Genomic DNA, 17189 nt, shown 5'->3' on the forward strand with positions numbered 1-17189 from the left:
CTCGCTCTTCGAGCGACCGGTCGCTGCGGCGGGGGCGTGAGGGGGCACCCGTTCGCTTCGCTCACTAAGACCCCCCCGCCGCCCTTTCCGCCTCCGCTCCCTGCTTCACCTACGGGCCACGAGGGAGGACGAAAGGATGGCTCGTCCAAAAGCGGGATCATGAAATGTTTTTGGCCTCGAAGGTAGATTATCTACACGTATGTTTTGAATAGTTGTAAACAAATTACCTTCGAGCAAATGAGCCAGTAAAATCTTGCTCATTTGCGAGCCTTCTTTTCGTTCCCCTTTCGGGGCCCGTACGCGGCGCAACGAGTGGAGGCGTCGGGCCGGCGCGGGGTCTTAGCGAGCTTTAGCGAGCGGGTGCCCCGTACGGCCCAGCCGGAACGAAGTGGTCGCGCCAAAGGCGCGAGCGACGAGTCCGGGCCGATTTCTTGGTCACTTCTTTATAAAAGAAGTGACAAGGAGCGCGAGGCAGAGCCTCGCAAAGTGTAAACTGGTGGGCCGAGCCCACCCTACGCGGCTACAGCATCAACAAAGCGAAGGCCGCGAGTCAGCAACGCGCAGCAACCCCCTGAAAAGCGCCTGACCGCCTGGGTAACGAAAGATTTCTGCCCGTTCGATAGCGCGCATAAAACATGCCTAGAGTCGTATAATCTTCAGCAGATTGGTCGTACCGGCTTCGTTGAGGGGAAGGCCCGCGGTGACTATTGCCAGGTCGCCGGGAGCGGCGAGGCCGCTTTCGAGGGCCTTGGCGCGGCACTGCTCCAAGAGGGCGTCGGTGTCTTCGGGCTCGGGAGTGAGCATCGGCGTCACCCCCCAGGAGAGCGCGAGGGCGCGCACCGTCTGGGGAAGGGTGCTGAGGGCGAGTATGGGCTGGGAGGGACGGCTGGCGGAAATCAGCCTCGCCGTGGAGCCGCTGGTTGTCGGGGTTATGATTATTTTCGCACCCGTCTCGACGGCGACGGCGAAGGAGGCGCGGGCTATCGCCTCCGCCGGTTTGGCGCTGACCCCCGCGTAGATCGGCTTTTGTCCGCCAAATTCTTTCAGTTCCTCGGCCTTGTCGGCTATCGCCGCCATCACCTCTACGGCCTTTACCGGGTCTTTTCCCACGGCGGTCTCCTCCGAGAGCATCACCGCGTCGGTTCCGTCGGCGATGGCGTTTGCCACGTCGGTAACCTCCGCCCTCGTGGGGGTCGGGTTCGCGACCATCGAAAGAAGCATCTGGGTCGCGGTCACCACCGGCTTCGCCGCGAGGTTGGCCTTCTTTATTATCCTCTTCTGATGGCCGGGCAGTTCCTCAAGGGGAACCTCTACCCCCAAATCCCCGCGGGCCACCATTATCCCGTCGAATTTTTCAATTATCGCGTCGAGATTCCTGAGGGCCTGGCGCTTTTCAATCTTGGCCATGAGGCGCGCCTGACTCTTTTGTTCGGCCATTATCTTTCTGGCTTCGCCGGCGTCTTCGGCGGCGCGCACAAAGCTCATGCTGACCCAGTCGACCCCTTCACGAAGGCCGAAGCGCAGATCGGCGATATCCTTTTTCGTCAGCGCGGGAAACCCTTCGCCGCCGGTGGGCAGATTCACTCCCTTGAAGCTGGAGACCGTCCCTCCGTGGAGCACCAGCGCGCGAAGTTCCATGACGCCTACGGCAAGAACCTTGAGCTGTATGAGGCCGTCTATGAGGCTTAGGCTGTCGCCCTCCCGGAGTTCTTTCGTGAGGAGGGGGTAACGCACGGGCAAAACACCCCTTTCCCCCTTTACCTCTTCGGTTGTAAGGGTAATCTCGTCGCCTGAGTGGAGAAGGACTGGCTCGGGGAACTCGCCGAGGCGTATCTTTGGGCCTGAAAGATCGAGGAGAACCGCAATCTCCCTGCCTATGCGGGCGGAGACGCTCCGGATTTCGGCTATCGCCTCCGCATGGGATTCGTGGCTCCCGTGGCTCATGTTTATTCGCGCCACGTCCATCCCCGCCAGGGCCATTTTCTCTATTACGCCCCCGTCCCTGCACGCTGGGCCTATGGTGCAGGCAATCCTGGCTCTTCTCAAAATGACAAACCTCCGAAAGAGTGAAATACGAAACCGGCGAAAAAAATAATAGTCTCTAATTCGCCGCGCGAAAGCAAAAAGCCGCGCTTGGGAGCAAAAAATCAAAAGGAGGGCTTTTTTTAGAATGAAATAGAGTTATAGAATGTTTCGTACAGGCAGTCCCATTCAGCCCTTAACCGAAAGGAGCGCCATATGAAAAGGCTTCTAGGATTTTTTCTGATGTTGACCCTGGCGTTGGCCGGATGCTCCGGCGGCGGAAGCTCCGGCGGAGGCGACGCCGAGGAGGTCGCCGAGTACAAGGAAGCCGTTCCCGACTCGATGCAGCTCTCGAAGCTCCTCATTCCGGGAACCAACGGGAGGGCTGCGCCGATAATCGGCCAGGACGCAACCTTTCCCGCCGTCGCCGTGCCGGTTGCTGTCGCGGTAAACGGGGTGGTGGAGATTATCGTAACCGCCCTCCAGAATGTCGTGGATTCCCCCTATACCTACTTCGACCGTGAAAACGGACAGGTTTTCTGGGGACCCTTCGACTACGACGGGGGCAACGGCGAAATTGTCCTCATGGTTGAAAAGCAGGATAAAGTCACCGCCGAGGAGCCCGACTCTTACGTATGGATATTGTTCCGCGTGCCGGACGGTTTCGATCTGGCGGCCGCTATAGCCGCCGGGGAACAGCCCGCCGACGCCTACCCGGTTCTCGCCGGTTTCTCGGAGCCCGACACCCCGGAAGGGTACTCCGGCTTCGCCATGATGGACCTGAACGCGGACGCAGCCGCCAGCGCGGCGCTGGGTGAGACCGGCCCCTTCGGCCAGGGCGTCTTCGTCGCGGCTTACGGGAGCTTCACCGACCCGATCGACCCCGGCACAAAGCTGGAATACGTGATGTCGGCTTTCCGCGGCTTCAAGGACGCGGGGAGCGCCGACGCGCCTCTGGACGTGGATTATCTATACGGAAACCTCATCGGCGAAACGAACCTCACTTTCTTCAACTTCGTCACCGCCGGCGACATCATTACCGATACGTCAGCCCTTGAAACCCTTAACGTCCGCATGGCCTTTCTCAATCAGGCCGACGGCAGGGCGGAAGTGACGGTGACCGGCGGCGACGCGGTCGGAAGCGGCTATGCGTACGAGTGCTGGGATAACGCGATAAACCAGACCTACCTTGAACTTAGCGACGGCGTCAACGTATCGGTCCTGCCGATCGGCGGCGACTCCAGCCTCTGCACTCCGCCCTTCGAGTCCACCCTCGACGAGCTCCAGATGCCCACCACTCAATCCCCGGAGATGGAGGAACTCTTCCTTCTGCTGGGAACCCTTGCCAATGGCGGCATCGGTGGGCTTACGGGCCTTTAGTATCTTCACCGCGAATGCAAGAAGGGCGTCCCGGAAGGGGCGCCCTTCTTATTTGGTTAAAACTGCGAAGCGTCCGTTTATAAAAACGGTGCAGCCGTTCGCCGAAAGAGGAGGCCGTCTTATTCCTGGTTTTCCTTATATCCGCACCCCTTCTTCGGGCAGCGAATCATAGTTCCTCGCTGGGTGACCTTTTCGACGAGGAAGGGGCTCCGGCAGTCGGGACACTCGCGGGAGATGGGGCGGTCCCAGAGGGCGTACTTGCACCCCGGCCACTTGTTGCAGGCGTAAAAGACTCGCCCGGTTTTCGACTGTTTTTCGACCAGCTCGCCTTCGCACACCGCGCCCTCCTCGCCGGGGCAGGGCACTCCGGTGCCCACAGGACGGGTGTAGCGGCAGGTGGGATAATTGGTGCAGGCGATGAAGCGACCCCGCCTTCCCTGGCGTATCAGGAGGTTTGAGCCGCATTCGGGGCAGGGCTCACCGAGGTTTTCGCCCTCGCTGATCTCTATCGTGCCGTCGGGCTTTCTGGTGAAACCCTTCGCGTTCTTGCAGGCGGGGTAGTTAGAGCAGGCGAGGAAAAAGCCGTTCTTGCCCCACTTTATCACCATCGGGTTCTGGCAGCGGTCGCAAGCGATGTCGGTAACCTCCGCGCGGGCGCGGACGTTCTCCATCCCCTCTTCGGCTATCGCCAGTGACTTGCTGAAGGGGCCGTAGAAATCCTTCAGAAGCTCGCGCCAGTCGCGCTTTCCCGCCTCTACGTTGTCGAGGTCCTCTTCCATCGAGGCGGTGAACCCCGCGTCGAAGACCTTGGGGAAGCTGGCGACCAGAAGCTCGCAGACGATCACCCCCAGATCGGTCGGGTAAAAGCGCCTTTCCTCAAACTCCACGTACCCCTTGTCGCGGATGGTGGAGAGAATGGCCGCGTAGGTCGAGGGACGTCCTATACCCTTCTCCTCAAGCTCCTTGACCAGCGAGGATTCCGAGAAGCGCGGAGGAGGCTGAGTGAAGTGCTGCGTTGTCTCGGCCTTTTCGAGCCGGAGTTCCTGCCCTTCCCTGAGGTCGGGAAGGACCCTTCCCTCGTCGGATTCGTCCTCCTCTGCACCGCCCTCCAGCCCCTCGACGTAGAGGGACATAAACCCCTTGAAGCGAAGGATCGAGCCGGTGGCGCGAAGCTCGTAACGCCCGGCCGTTATGTCGAAGACGGTGCGGTCGTAGAGGGCGGGCTTCATCTGGCAGGATACGAAGCGGTCCCAGATGAGCTTGTAGAGGAGGTACTGGTCCTTGTCGAGGAACTGCTTGACCGTCTCCGGCGGGTAGTTCATCGAGGTCGGGCGTATCGCCTCGTGGGCGTCCTGCGCGCCCTTCCGTATCTGGTAGACAAGGGGTTTTTCGGGCAGGTTAGCCTCCCCGTAGGCGGACTTGATATAGTCGCGGCAGTCGGCTACCGCGTCGTTGGAAATGCGGGTAGAATCGGTACGCATGTAGGTGATTAGGCCGACCGGCTGCCCTTCCACGTCCACGCCCTCATAAAGGCGCTGGGCGATCATCATCGTCTTTTTCGTCGAGAAGCGAAGCTTGAGCGACGCTTCGCGCTGTATGGTAGAGGTGATGAAAGGCGGCGAGGGGTTGCGCTTCTGGCTCTTTTTCTCGATCGAGGAGAGGATGAATTTCTGCTTCTCGATCTCCTCTTTGGCGATGCGGGCGTCCTCGGCCCCGGCAATTTTCGCCTTTTTGGAGTCGATTTTCGTGAGCCGCGCCGTGAACTGCGGCGGCATCCCGCCGTCGAGAAGGGCCCTCAGGTTCCAGTACTCTTCGGGCACGAAGGCCTTTATCTCGGCCTCGCGCTCGACGATGAGGCGAAGAGCCACCGACTGCACCCTGCCCGCGGAGAGGCCGCGCTTGACCTTCCTCCAGAGTATCGGGCTTATCTGGTAGCCGACCAGCCTGTCGAGTATCCTTCGCGCCTGCTGGGCGTTGTAGCGATCCTCGTTAAGCTTCAGGGGGTGGGAGAGGGCTTCCTCCACGCCTTTTTTGGTTATCTCGTGGATCATCACCCGGTAGACGGGCGCGCCGCCCTCCTTGGGGGCTATCTCCTCGAAGATGTGCCAGGCTATAGCCTCGCCCTCGCGGTCGGGGTCAGGCGCGAGATAGATTACGTCGGCTTCGGAGGCGGCCTTCTTCAGGGTGGCTATTACCTTCCCCTTGCCGCGTATGACGCCGTACTGGGGCTGGAAGCCGTGCTCTATGTCCACTCCGAGCGTCGATTTCGGCAGGTCCTTTACGTGGCCGACCGAGGCTTCGACGTCAAAACTCTTTCCCAGATAGCGCTTTATCGTTCGCGCTTTCGCCGGGCTTTCCACTATTAGAAGAGATTTTCCCATTATTTAAAAATTCCTTTAATTCACAGAACGGCTGAACCGTTTTCCGGGCCATTCCCGTACGAGCCCGTCAAGTAGTAATTCCATCAGCGCGGAGGCGGTCGCACCGGGCGATTCCCCGGCTCTTTTGGCTATTGTGTCGATATCCACCGGGGCGTCTTCCAGGGCGGAGTAAATCTTCCCGGCGCTCGTTCCCTTTTCGGGAAAACGGGCGGAGACTTTCCTTCTTTCTTTGGAGGTGGCTACGCAGAGGCCGAATTCGTCGAAGATATCCTTCGCGCTCTCAACCAGCCTCGCGCCGTTTCTGAGAAGGTCGTTCGCGCCCCTCGCCGATTCGGACCCGGCGAGACCGGGAACGGCGAAAACCTCCCTGCCCTGCTCCAGCGCGAGCCGCGCGGTGACCAGAGAGCCGCTCCTCTTTGCCGCCTCTACGACCACGACTCCCTGGCAAAGGCCGCTTATTATCCTGTTGCGCCGGGGAAAGTTTCTGGCCTCGGGCGCGCCTCCGAGAGGGTGTTCGCTTATCGTCGCGCCGCCCCCGGAAAAAATCCTCTCGGCGAGCCCGGCGTTGAAAGAAGGATAGTACACGTCAATTCCGGAGCCGAAAACAGCAATCGTCTTGCCGCCGCCTTCCAGAGCTCCCAGATGGGCGGCGGTGTCTATCCCCTCGGCCATGCCGCTCACAACCGTAACCCCGGCCCGGCCGAGCTCTTCTCCGAGCTTTCTCGCCACCGAGAGTCCGTGGGGGGTCGCCCTGCGGCTTCCCACCACGCCGATGGCGAACTCGTCTTCGGGAAATATACCAGCCCCGTACAGAACTGCGGGGGGATCGTAAATTTCCCCCAGTTTTTCGGGGTATCCCGGCCCGCCGTAGCGCACTATCCAGTACCCGGCCTCGCGGACTCTGGTTACCAGCTTTTCGGCGAAATCCAGCTCGGCCGCGCCCAGGGTGAACTTCGGAATCCGAGGGTCGATTCCGGTGCTTTGCATTTCTTCCCACGAGGCGCGAAGCACAGCGCCCGGCGAGCCGAAGCGGTCCAGCAGAAGCCGGAAGTTCCTGTCGCCAAGCCCCTCGACGAACCGAAGGGCCACGGTTTCGATTATGCCCTCAACGTCCATCTTCCCCCCTTTCACCGCCGCGATCCACGGTACCGGCGGGATAACATATTACCATGCGCATGCAAAATGCAAGAATGAGGGAAGGTTTTTTTAATGGAATTTTCAGGCCATGCGCAGAGGATCAATATCCACCTGAACGGAAATATCTCCGCCGGGTTTTCCCGCCGGGTCGCCGAGCAGCGCCCGCACGAGGGACTGTAGCCCCCCTGTCTCCCTGCCGGGAGAGCGCAGGAGTATGTTGAAGCGCCATCTCCCCCTCACCATCGCCACCGGCGCGGGAGCGGGGCCGAGGATGTCCACCCCGCTCCGGGTGTTGTGGCGTCCGAGCCAGCCGGCGATAAGTTTCGCCGCCGCGAAGGTTTCGCTCTCGCCGGGGCCGGTCACCCGCACCAGCGCGAGCCTGCGGTACGGAGAAAACCCCGCCAGCTTTCTCATCTCCAGCTCCGCCGAGGCGAAATCTTCGTAATCGCCGCTCTTTACCGCCTGAAGAACCGGATGATGGGGATTGCGGGTCTGTATGTAGACGCTCCCCTTCCTGGAGTCGCGCCCGGCCCTCCCCGCCACCTGTGTGAGGGTCTGGAAGGTCCGCTCCCCCGCGCGGAAATCGGCGAAGTGGAGGGCGTCGTCGGCGCTGAGGACCCCGACAACGGTAAGGCCGGGGAAGTGGTGGCCCTTGACCACCATCTGCGTCCCGACGAGGATGTCGGCCTCCCTGCGCATGAAGCTCCGCAGTATATCGAGCCCCCCCCTGTCGCCCGCCGAATCCCTGTCGAGACGAAGTGCCCTCGCCTGCGGCCAAAGTAGCGCTATCTCCTCTTCGATCTTCTGCGTTCCCGCCCCGAGGGCGACCAGTTCGGACATCTCGCAATGGGGGCAGACCGAGGGCGGCCTCGCAGTCTTGCCGCAGTAGTGGCAGACCAGCGCCCCTGTTTTCCCTCTACGGTGAAGGGTCATGGGAACCGAGCACTTTTTGCACCTTACCGCTTCCTCGCACTCGGGGCAGAAGAGGGAGGAGGAAAACCCTCTGCGGTTGAGGAAGATAAGCGCCTGTTCCCCCCGCCCTATAGCCTCCGCGACCGCGTTTTTTAGTCTTTCCGAAACCAGCACCCTCCTGCCAAGACGCTTTTCCTCGTCCCTTATGTCCACCAGTTCGACCGAAGGAAGCTGCGCGCCCGAGGCCCGGAGCGGCAGTCTGAGCGGTTGGCAGCGCCCCTCTTGGGCGGCGAGCCAGGTTTCAAGGTCGGGGGTCGCCGAGCCGAGGAGGACGACCGCGCCAGCCTCCCTCGCCCGGACCATCGCAACGTGCTTGGCGTTGTAGCGAAGCCCTTCCGCCTGCTTGTAGCTGGGGTCGTGCTCTTCGTCCACCACGATGAGGCCGAGGTTTTCGAGGGGGGCGAAGACCGCCGAGCGCGTGCCGACCACCACTTTCGCCGCACCGGACCTTACCGCCTTCCACTGGAGGCCCCGCTCGCGCTCGCCGAGGCCGCTGTGCAAAAGGGCCATCCTGTCACCGAGGCGCGACGCGAAGCGGCCGAGAAGCTGCGGGGTGAGCGCTATCTCCGGCACCAGCACCAGCGCGCTCTTCCCCGCGGCCAGCGCGGCTTCCACGGCCCTTATGTAAACCTCGGTCTTTCCGCTTCCCGTTATGCCCCAGAGGAGAAAATTTTTATATTCACCCTTTTCCAGCGCTTCGCCTATGGCCAAGAGCGCCTCGGCCTGCTCGGGGGTAGGCTCGAAAGCCGACTCACCGCCGTAGCCAAGGGTGTGCGCCTCCTCGGCGAGGGGCGGAGAATCGAGGAGGGAAACCCACCCCTTTTTGACGGCGCGTTCCACCGTCCCCGGAGGAATAGAGGCTCCGCGCACCGCCTCAGCCGTGAGGGGGCCTTCCCGCAGGAGGTCCAAAAGCGCCGCGAGGCGTCCGCTCCGGGCATCGAGACTTGCCGGGTCCGGCGCTCCCGGTGAGAGCAGGCACCAGCGCGCCCCCTTCGGAGCGGCAGGGGCGGTCACCTTCCATACCCTCTTCAGGTACCCCTTTTTCAGGAGTTCCTCGAAGGGTTTTCTCTGCGCGTTCCAGGCGGGAAGGGGTACTCCCCCCTCCTTTTGGGCTATCTTTCCGAGGAGAGCTTTCCCGCTCTCTGAGAGTTCGCCCTCTCCCTCGCCCTCGCCGGAGGCTATATAGGAGGGCCTCGTCTCGGCTCTGGCGGCGGGGGGCAGAAAGGTCGCGAGGGTCTCTCCGAGGGGATGGTGATAGTAGGAGGACACCCATTCGGCGAGGGTCACGAGTCCGGGAGTCAGCGGAGGGACGGGGTCGAGAATTTCGCGGAGGGGTTTCAGGCGCTTTTTTTCGACGGGGGAGGCCGTGTCGAGGGCGACTATAAATCCCTGAACCCGTCGCGCGCCGAAATCGACCGCCACACGCGCGCCGACCGCCGCGAGGGTAAGGAGGTCGTCCGGTATAAGGTAGTGGTAAGTTTCGCGAAGGGGGAGTTCGACGGCGACGCGGGCGTAGAGTTCCATGAAGATCTCCTCAGGGACGTGATTTTCCCCTGCCGGAGGAGTTGGCTTTTTCGGGAGGTCCGAGTATTTCCAGATCGCCCGCCGGGGTGGAGATCGTTTTCGGCCAGCCGTTTTCGGAATAGCCCTTTACCTCGGCGCTCGACCCGTCGCCCATGACGACCTTGCGAAGGCGCCAGAAGTCCCTGTCGAACCAGAGCTGCGACAGGCCGGGCTCACCCTCGCCCCTTGCGCCTATCACGACGGCCACCTTGTCCCCAGCCCGGTCGAGCCTCGCCAGCCCACGGCGGCTAAGGTCCACACCCGCGTTCGCCGCGTTTTCCTCCAGCGTCTCAGCGGAGGTCCTGGAAAAAAAGTCGAGGGCGCGCCAAAGCGCCTGAAGCCCCCCTCCCCCGCCGATGCCGGGGTCTTTCAAGGGGTCTCCCCGCTCGGGCAGGAAGTAGTGGGAACCGGGGGTCGAGATTTCAAGGATTCCGGGTTTGGAGTCGAAGAGAACGCGGAAACGGGCGGGGCCGGAAGGAAGGGCCTTGCGGGCCTTTTCAAAGACTTCAAAGGTGTAGGGAACGAAAGCCGTGAGAAATACCGTGAAAAAAATCAGCGCCGCTACGAGGGTAAAGCGACGCTTCTCTTTATATGGCCGGGGGGGCGAAGGTTCCGCGCCCCCTGAGGATTTTAAATGACCGCTCTCAGCTGCCACTCTTTTCGATGCTCTCCATTTCGGTTTTGCAATCGATGCAAAGGGTGGTGACGGGGCGGGCGCGAAGCCTCTTCACGCCGATCTGCTCCCCGCAGTGCTCGCAATAGCCGAAGGAGCCGTCGTCGATGCGGGCGAGAGCCTCGCGAATCTTCACGATGAGCCTTCTCTCGCGGTCCCTGATGCGCAGCAGAAAATTGCGGTCGGACTCGGCCGTGGCCCTGTCCGTGGGATCGGGAAAATTCTCGTCGCCCTCTATGAGGTCGGTGACGGTTGTCTGCGCCTCGTCCAGAAGTTCCGCCAGTCTGGCGTTGAGGATCTCCCGGAACTCTTCCAATTGCTTCTTTTGCATGACTCCACTCGCACTTACCGGTTATTACTGCTATTGGCACGGGGGCCGCCAAAGGTGTATTATCCATGAGCCCCTCTAAAAGAATACGGGATTATAGCAACATGGCGAATCATCGCAAACTTTTTTTATCGGCAGCCCTTGCGCTCCTCTTCCCCGCCCTGTCGCTGGCGGCGGAAATCCACCCCGAGCTTTTCAACGCGCGGGCGCTGGCGCTGGGCGGCGCGATACGCGCAGTCCCCGCCTCCGTCATGGCGGCGAGGATAAATCCGGCCGCCCTCGGCCCGATACGGGGGTTTTTCGGCGGCCTCAGTTACGAAGGGCAAAACCGCGAGGAAGGCGGCTTTGACGCGCTGCAGGTCACCATCGTGGACAACCAGACCTCGAATTTCGCTGGGGCTATTCAGTATTCACGCAGGGTCAGCGACTTTCAGCTCGAAGACCTCTCGCTCTCGATAGCGGGCGGGCAGACGACCTACTTCGGCGGCACCCTGCGCTACATACACGGCAGAAACTCCGGCGGCGAAAGCTGGGAATCCGCAGTGGTGGGCGATCTTGGCGTGCTGGCCGAGCGTCCCGGCGGCCTTCGCATCGCCGTGACCGGGCAGGATCTCTTCGCCAGCAAGCTCGACTTCCTCGACCCCCGCGCCGCCCTCGGCCTCTCCTTCAACCTCTCCTCCGTCTGGCTCTTCTCCGCCGATTTCGTCCGCCATCTCGAAAGGGACGTAGAAGAGGGGCAGGACCTCCACATCGGACTCGAATGGTCGCCCAGGGGCTCCGGCTTCGCCTTCCGGCTCGGCTACATGTACGAGGGTCTGGGGGAAAACCGCTCCTACTCCACCGGCATCGGCTGGAAAAACGAAGAAGGGCTGGTCTTCGGCTACGCCGTCATGATCCCCGAGGATGACGCCACCCGCTCCGCCGCCATCCACGCCTTCAGCGTACAGGCGGCCCTATAGCCAGTCAAAGCGGCTCTTCCTGAAACGAAATAAAGGCCGCATCCATTATGGGAGAGCGGCCTTTTTTGTTTTTGCCATTGCTCTTTATATGTGTGCTTCGCACGTTTACACTTGCGGGACTTCGCCCCGCTCCCCTTGGTACTTCTTTTAGAAAGAAGTACCCAAGAAATCGGCCCGGAAGGTTCCGCTCGCTCTTTGAGCGACCGGTCGCTGCGGCGGGGGCGTGAGGGGGCACCCGTTCGCTGCGCTCACTAAGACCCCCCCCGCCGCCCTTTCCGCCTCCGCTCCCTGCGTCACCTGCGGGCCACGGGGAGGACGAAAAGATGGCTCGTCCAAAAACGAGATCATGAAATGTTTTTGGGCTCGAAGGTAGATTGTCTACAGTAGATGGGTGGGCTCGGCCCACCAAAAAGCCCTAAAGCCCCGACCATAAACCGGGGCTTTTTATTTGTTAGAGCGCCCCATCCTGTAAGTAGCAATCTCATTCTTTAAGACGTTAACCATTAGCGTAATGTCTACGACCTTGAAATAGTACATTTTTATTATGTTGGGATTGCCGTTTTCAGTCTTTAATAACTCCCACTCGCCGAATTTACTTTTCCATAAGTCCGGCTCCCACGGATAATCCGCAAATTTTACTTTATCTTCAACCCATTGGCGGCCGCTCCACCGCCTTTTTGCATCTTCCAGCTTTTCTCCTGAGCCCTTTAGAAACACAGTTCCCGAGCCTTCAACATCAATAGACTTGCCCGTAAGCACCGCGTTAATAGACTTTTCGGCAACTTCTTTGCCTGTAATTTTTACATTCTCCTCCCAATTAGGATAATAAGTTGCGGTTACTTTGTATTTGCCCGAGGGGATTTTTTCATTTAACGGAGTGACCGATGGGGAACTGTCGAGCGTTCCGCGGCCTTTGCCATCGGAGACAAAGACTTTCCCTCCTCCCGGTGCTATCCCGAGCGGCCCATCTGCGAGATCGAGGCCCAGGCTTAGCACCGGCTCACCGGGTAAGTTGGTCGTTACATCCACATCCACTGTGTACGGTCCTGTTACCATCGGCGAAACCTTGATCCAGAAACCATCCAGACTTGCCGGATAGTCCTTCCCGCACCCCGCAAAAAACAGCATCGTAAGTAAAAACATCATCCAGCGCTTCATATTCTCCTCCGCGTCAACGGTTTCGCCTAACTCTAGTACCCACTCCCGTCAATGTCGAAGGCTTTTCCTAGAACTGGCATCCGTCAGGCGGGTTCCGCGCCAAGGGTTTGTATCGTGGCTCTCCCGGCAACCAGCAAACTACCTTCGAGAACAAAAGCTCAAAACGATTTCGCTTTTGTTCGAGCCTCTTTTCGTTCCCCTTCGGGCCCGTACGCGGCGCAACGAGTGGAGGCGTCGGGCCGGCGCGGGGTCTTAGCGAGCTTTAGCGAGCGGGTGCCCCGTACGGCCCAGCCGGAACGAAGTGGTCGCGCTTCTTGAAGCGCGAGCGACGAGTCCGGGCTGAGTTTTGGGCCACCTTTTGCTCACTCAAAAGGTGGCCAGGAGCGCGAGGCAGAGCCTCGCAACCATAGACCGATGGGCTAAAGCCCATCCTACATATGTATCAAAATAATTGTCGTTTTGTCGGATTTTCGCTTCGCTCAATCGCGACCTGCAAAGCTGTTAACCAGTACTGCACAACTGAAAAAGGCCGCATCCATCCGGGAAGCGGCCTTTAATCACAACAAAAACAAAAAATCCTACTTCCTTTCAAACCTTCCGCTTCTCCCTCCCTCCTTCATGAGCAGCCTTACCTCCCCTATCTCCATCCCCCTGTCAACCGCCTTGCACATGTCATAGATGGTAAGGGCGGCGACGCTGGCGGCGGTGAGGGCTTCCATCTCGACGCCGGTGCGGGCGGTGACCTTCACCCGTGCTTCGATATGGATTTTGCTCGCTTTTTCTTCGAGGGAGAAATCGACGTTTACGGAATCGAGATTGAGGGGATGGCAGAGGGGGATCAGGTCGCCGGTGCGCTTGGCGGCCATTATTCCGGCCAGGCGGGCGACTTCGAGCACGTCGCCCTTTTTCATCTTGCGCGCGACTATGAGTTTGAAGGTCTCGGGCAGCATTGTTATGGACGCGCCCGCTACCGCTACCCTCTCGGTGATCTCCTTCTTGCTTACGTCCACCATCTGCGCCGCACCCGACTTGTCGAAGTGGGTGAGGCCGTCTTCTCTCATTTTGTCTTCTGTGGCGCGGGGGTTGCCGGAGCCGGGGCGGGAGCGGCTGGCGCGACTGCGGGAGCGGGAGCCGGGACCTTGGGGGGATTGGCGGGGTCGATGATTTCAAAGTGATCGACCACTATGTATTTGTAATCCCTTCCGATGGCGTCGAAGGTGCCGTAGGCGCGTATCGTCGAGCCCTTCTTCATCCCCATCAGTTCGGGAACCTGAAGGTGATTTTTCTTCAGGTAAAAACGGATGAGGTTTACGGGGCCGAGGGCGAAACAGAAATATTCGCGGGTGTTTATCTTCGTCTTTTGTATCTGGTAGCAAAAATCGCTTCCGGTAAAGAGGAAGGTGCCGTCAACGAAGACGCTTTTTTCCAGATAGAGTTCCATGTCGCGGGTGAGATCCGACTGCGTGGTCTCTTTGTATTCCTTTGCGGCAAAGGAAAAAGCCGGAAACAGAAAGCTCAGAATTATCGCCAGAAATGCGATGTTTTTAAAAAAACGAATCATAAGGAAAACCCTCCGGCATAAAAATCGTATATGACGGATCCGCACCGATCCGGCCAAATAATGATACGGGTTTCACAATCACTTGGCAAGAGGGTAAGGAGGTGTGAATCCTGCACCCTTTCCGTTTACGAATCGCGATGTTTCTGATATATCTCTCTGGCTTCAATTTTAATTATTTTGCATTTCTTCATAAGGATGGGTACCCCATATGCCGCGCTATGACCTTGTCCTGGTTCACGCCCCCAGCGTCTTCGATTTTCGCAAAAAACCCGCCGTCCACGGCCCCATCTCCGACGTCATACCGCCGAGTCCCTACTTTGAGATGTACCCGATAGGGCTTATCTCGATCTCTGAGCATCTCACGAGGGCGGGTTTCGAGGTGCGCATAGTCAATCTCGCGATGAAGATGCTGGACGACCCGAATTTCGACCCCGAGAAATTTCTGAAATCCCTCGATACGAGGATGTTCGGCGTCACCCTGCACTGGCTCCCCCACGTCAACGGCGCTCTCGCGGTTTCCGAGCTTCTCAAGAAGCTTCACCCCAAGACCCCGGTGATGATGGGAGGTTTTTCGGCCTCCTTCTTCCACGAGGAACTCATCCGGGAGTACCCGGCGGTCGATTTCGTCATGCGCGGCGATTCCACCGAAAAGCCGATGGTCGATTTCATGGAGGCCGTCGCCTGCGGCAGAGAGGATTTTTCCTCCATCGACAACCTTACCTGGAGAGGCAAGGACGGCGAGCCGGTGGTCAATCCCCTCAACTACCGCCCCTCCGACCTGAGCGAGGTCTTCACCAATTACGAGCACGCCATCCGCCAGTCGATAAGGCATCTGGACATCACCGGCTACCAGCCCTTCCAGACCTGGAAGAAGTATCCGATAACCGCCGTCTTCACCTGCCGGGGGTGCATACACAACTGTAAGACCTGCGGAGGCGGCACCCACTACTTCTCCGAGACGATGAAGCGCCCCACCCCGGCCTTCAAGCCGCCCAAACTGGTGGCAAGGGACATGAAGGTGGCGGAGACCTTCATCAACGCCCCCATCTTCATCATAGGAGACGTGATGCAGCTCGGCGAGGAGTACGCGCTGGAACTCTTCGCCGAGATTAAGCGCCTCAAGATACGCAACGAGGTCGCCATAGAGTTTTTCGCTCCCGTGCCGCGAAAGGTCGTTGCGGCTATGGCCGACGCGATGCCCAAGTTCAACATAGAGATATCCCCGGAGAGCCACGACGAGGAGGTGCGCTACGCCTTCGGCCGCCCCTTCGACAACAAGTCTCTGGAGGAGTTCATCGCCGACGCCGAGGAATTCGGTTGCAGGCGCTTCGACATCTTCTTCATGACCGGCCTTCCCAAGCAGACAAGCAAAAACGTGCTGGAGACCGTCGATTACTGCGAAACGCTGATGAAGCGCTTCGGCAGCCGCAGGATGCTCCGCCCCTTCATCAGCCCCCTGGCCCCCTTCGTGGATCCCGGCAGCGCGGTCTGGCAGCATCCGGACAGGTACGGCTACAAGCTCTTCTACACGAAGCTGAGCGAACTGCGCGCGGCGCTCGATATGCCGAGCTGGAAATACTTCCTCAACTACGAGACCGAGTGGATGACGAGGGACGAGATCGTCTACACCACCTACGAAGCGGGGATGAAGCTCAACGAGGTCAAGGCCAGGCTCGGCTACCTCTCCGAGAGCGACGCGAAGGTCGTAAAGGAGAGAAACCAGAGGGCGGTCGCCCTGATGCACGAGATCGACAAGGCCCTCGCCATCGCCGACCCGGTCGAGAGGGAGAGAGCGCTGGCGCTCGTAAGGCCGAAGATCCGCGACGTGGACGAATCCACCCTCTGCGACAAGAAGGAGCTGGACTGGCCCACCGGGCTTTTGCTCCTCCAGTACCACAAGGTCGCCCCCGTGGTCATATCGGCCTTCCTGAACAGGATTTTCAATCCCCCGCGCGCGAAGAAGATGGACAGGGAATGCTGGAAATCGCAGTAACCGCCGCGCTGGCCGCCGGAAAGATTCAGAGGGAGCGTTTCGGCGGAAAGAAGGAGATACGCAAGAAGGGGATCGTGGACCTCGTCACCGACGTGGACATAGCCTGCGAGGAAAGGGTCCGCGAGATACTCCTGAAAGCCACTCCCTCCGTGCCGGTTCTCGGCGAGGAGGAAGGGATGAAGGGCGGGAGGAAAGTTTCCTCCCAATGGATTGTGGACCCGATCGACGGAACCACCAACTTCGCCCACGGCATTCCCATCTTCTGCGTCTCTCTGGCCCTTGAAGAAGAGGGCGAGATAACCGTCGGCGTCATCTACGACCCGCTACGCGACGAACTCTTCACCGCCGAGAAGGGAAAGGGTGCCTGCCTCGGCGGGTGCAAAATGTCGGTGACTAAAACCGCCGTCATGGAAGACTCCCTCCTCGCCACCGGCTTCCCCTACGACAACCGCACCAACCCCAAGGACATCTTCGGGGCCTTCGCCGCCGTCCACAAATCCACCAGGGGCCTTCGCAGGCTAGGCTCCGCCGCCATAGACCTCGCCTACGTCGCGGCCGGGAGGCTCGACGGCTTCTGGGAGGTGAATTTAAAGCCCTGGGACGTAGCGGCGGGGAAACTTCTGGTCGAAGAGGCGGGCGGGAAGGTCACCGGCTTTCACGGCGAAAAGTACGACCACATGAGCGGCGACATCGTCGCCTCAAACGGCCTCATCCATGAAGAGCTGCTGAAGATACTTGCGAGGCACTTCTAAAAACAATTAAGTTGCTGCCCCAATACGCCACGTATTGAGTTATCCCCCCCCCTTCTTTCAATCGATGCGTTACGCTATGCTAACGCATCCTACGAGACTTCAGGTGGTATAGTTGTAAAAAAGATACCTTCGAGCCGATAAGCTAAAAATACTTCCGCTTATCGGCGAGCCTTCCTTTCGTCCCCTCGGGGCCCGTACGCGGCGCAACGAGTGGAGGCGTCGGGCCGGCGCGGGGTCTTAACGGAGCGAAGCGTAGTGGGTGCCCCGTACGGCCCAGCCGGAACGAAGTGGTCGCGCTTTTTAAAGCGCG

12 protein-coding genes and 1 pseudogene are annotated in these 17189 nt (G+C 59.9%); 4 read left to right on the forward strand and 9 right to left on the reverse strand.

All coding sequences use genetic code 11. The features are described from left to right. Positions 1-639 precede the first annotated feature (639 nt). Positions 640-2172, reverse strand: coding sequence for a pyruvate kinase (gene pyk / locus EPN96_03230; GenBank protein ID TAL18046.1), 1533 nt, complete (start codon positions 2170-2172; stop codon positions 640-642). A 66-nt stretch (positions 2173-2238) separates the two neighbouring features. Between pyk and EPN96_03235 the strand changes: the two genes are divergently transcribed. Beyond that, complete coding sequence (locus EPN96_03235) at positions 2239-3402, forward strand: hypothetical protein (GenBank protein TAL18047.1); 1164 nt, start codon at positions 2239-2241, stop codon at positions 3400-3402. Positions 3403-3521: 119 nt separating this feature from the next. On the opposite strand, the gene topA is transcribed toward EPN96_03235, so the two are convergent. The 5 genes from topA to dksA all read right to left on the reverse strand — a co-directional run bounded on the left by topA (position 3522) and on the right by dksA (position 10459). Further along, entirely contained in the window at positions 3522-5783 is a 2262-nt protein-coding gene (gene topA, locus EPN96_03240) for a type I DNA topoisomerase (protein TAL18048.1), read from the reverse strand. A 15-nt stretch (positions 5784-5798) separates the two neighbouring features. Next, positions 5799-6899, reverse strand: coding sequence for a DNA-protecting protein DprA (gene dprA, locus EPN96_03245; GenBank protein TAL18049.1), 1101 nt, complete (start codon positions 6897-6899; stop codon positions 5799-5801). Between the two features lie 102 nt (positions 6900-7001). Continuing rightward, positions 7002-9416: a primosomal protein N' gene (gene priA / locus EPN96_03250; protein TAL18050.1), complete on the reverse strand. Its 2415-nt coding sequence runs from the start codon at positions 9414-9416 to the stop codon at positions 7002-7004. Between the two features lie 10 nt (positions 9417-9426). Beyond that, positions 9427-10110 (reverse strand): hypothetical protein, encoded by a 684-nt coding sequence (locus EPN96_03255; GenBank protein ID TAL18051.1) that lies wholly within the window; start codon positions 10108-10110, stop codon positions 9427-9429. After that, positions 10100-10459, reverse strand: a complete 360-nt coding sequence (dksA, locus tag EPN96_03260) for an RNA polymerase-binding protein DksA (GenBank protein TAL18052.1) — start codon at positions 10457-10459, stop codon at positions 10100-10102. The genes EPN96_03255 and dksA overlap by 11 nt, the downstream gene beginning before the upstream one ends. 101 nt (positions 10460-10560) lie before the next feature. Here dksA and EPN96_03265 point away from each other — a divergent pair, with 101 nt between their 5' ends. Then, positions 10561-11415, forward strand: coding sequence for a hypothetical protein (locus EPN96_03265; GenBank protein TAL18053.1), 855 nt, complete (start codon positions 10561-10563; stop codon positions 11413-11415). Between the two features lie 444 nt (positions 11416-11859). Here the strand turns inward: EPN96_03265 and EPN96_03270 are convergent, their stop codons facing one another. The 3 genes and pseudogenes from EPN96_03270 to EPN96_03280 all read right to left on the reverse strand — a co-directional run bounded on the left by EPN96_03270 (position 11860) and on the right by EPN96_03280 (position 13729). Beyond that, positions 11860-12573 carry a hypothetical protein gene (locus EPN96_03270; protein TAL18054.1) on the reverse strand — a complete coding sequence of 238 codons (714 nt, stop codon included), beginning with the start codon at positions 12571-12573 and terminating at the stop codon, positions 11860-11862. Between the two features lie 578 nt (positions 12574-13151). Next, positions 13152-13634, reverse strand: a complete 483-nt coding sequence (gene moaC / locus EPN96_03275) for a cyclic pyranopterin monophosphate synthase MoaC (GenBank protein TAL18055.1) — start codon at positions 13632-13634, stop codon at positions 13152-13154. A gap of 11 nt (positions 13635-13645) precedes the next feature. Beyond that, positions 13646-13729 (reverse strand): annotated as a pseudogene (locus EPN96_03280) (excalibur domain-containing protein). Positions 13730-14342: 613 nt separating this feature from the next. Here EPN96_03280 and EPN96_03285 point away from each other — a divergent pair. Beyond that, entirely contained in the window at positions 14343-16127 is a 1785-nt protein-coding gene (locus EPN96_03285) for a TIGR04190 family B12-binding domain/radical SAM domain protein (GenBank protein TAL18056.1), read from the forward strand. Next, a complete protein-coding gene (locus tag EPN96_03290) occupies positions 16109-16879 on the forward strand; it encodes an inositol monophosphatase (GenBank protein TAL18057.1) in 771 nt (256 codons plus the stop codon). Before EPN96_03285 ends, EPN96_03290 begins: the two co-directional genes overlap by 19 nt. Positions 16880-17189: the final 310 nt, after the last annotated feature.

It is taken from the genome of bacterium, from assembly GCA_004322275.1.
Classification (GTDB): domain Bacteria; phylum Desulfobacterota; class Deferrisomatia; order Deferrisomatales; family BM512; genus SCTA01.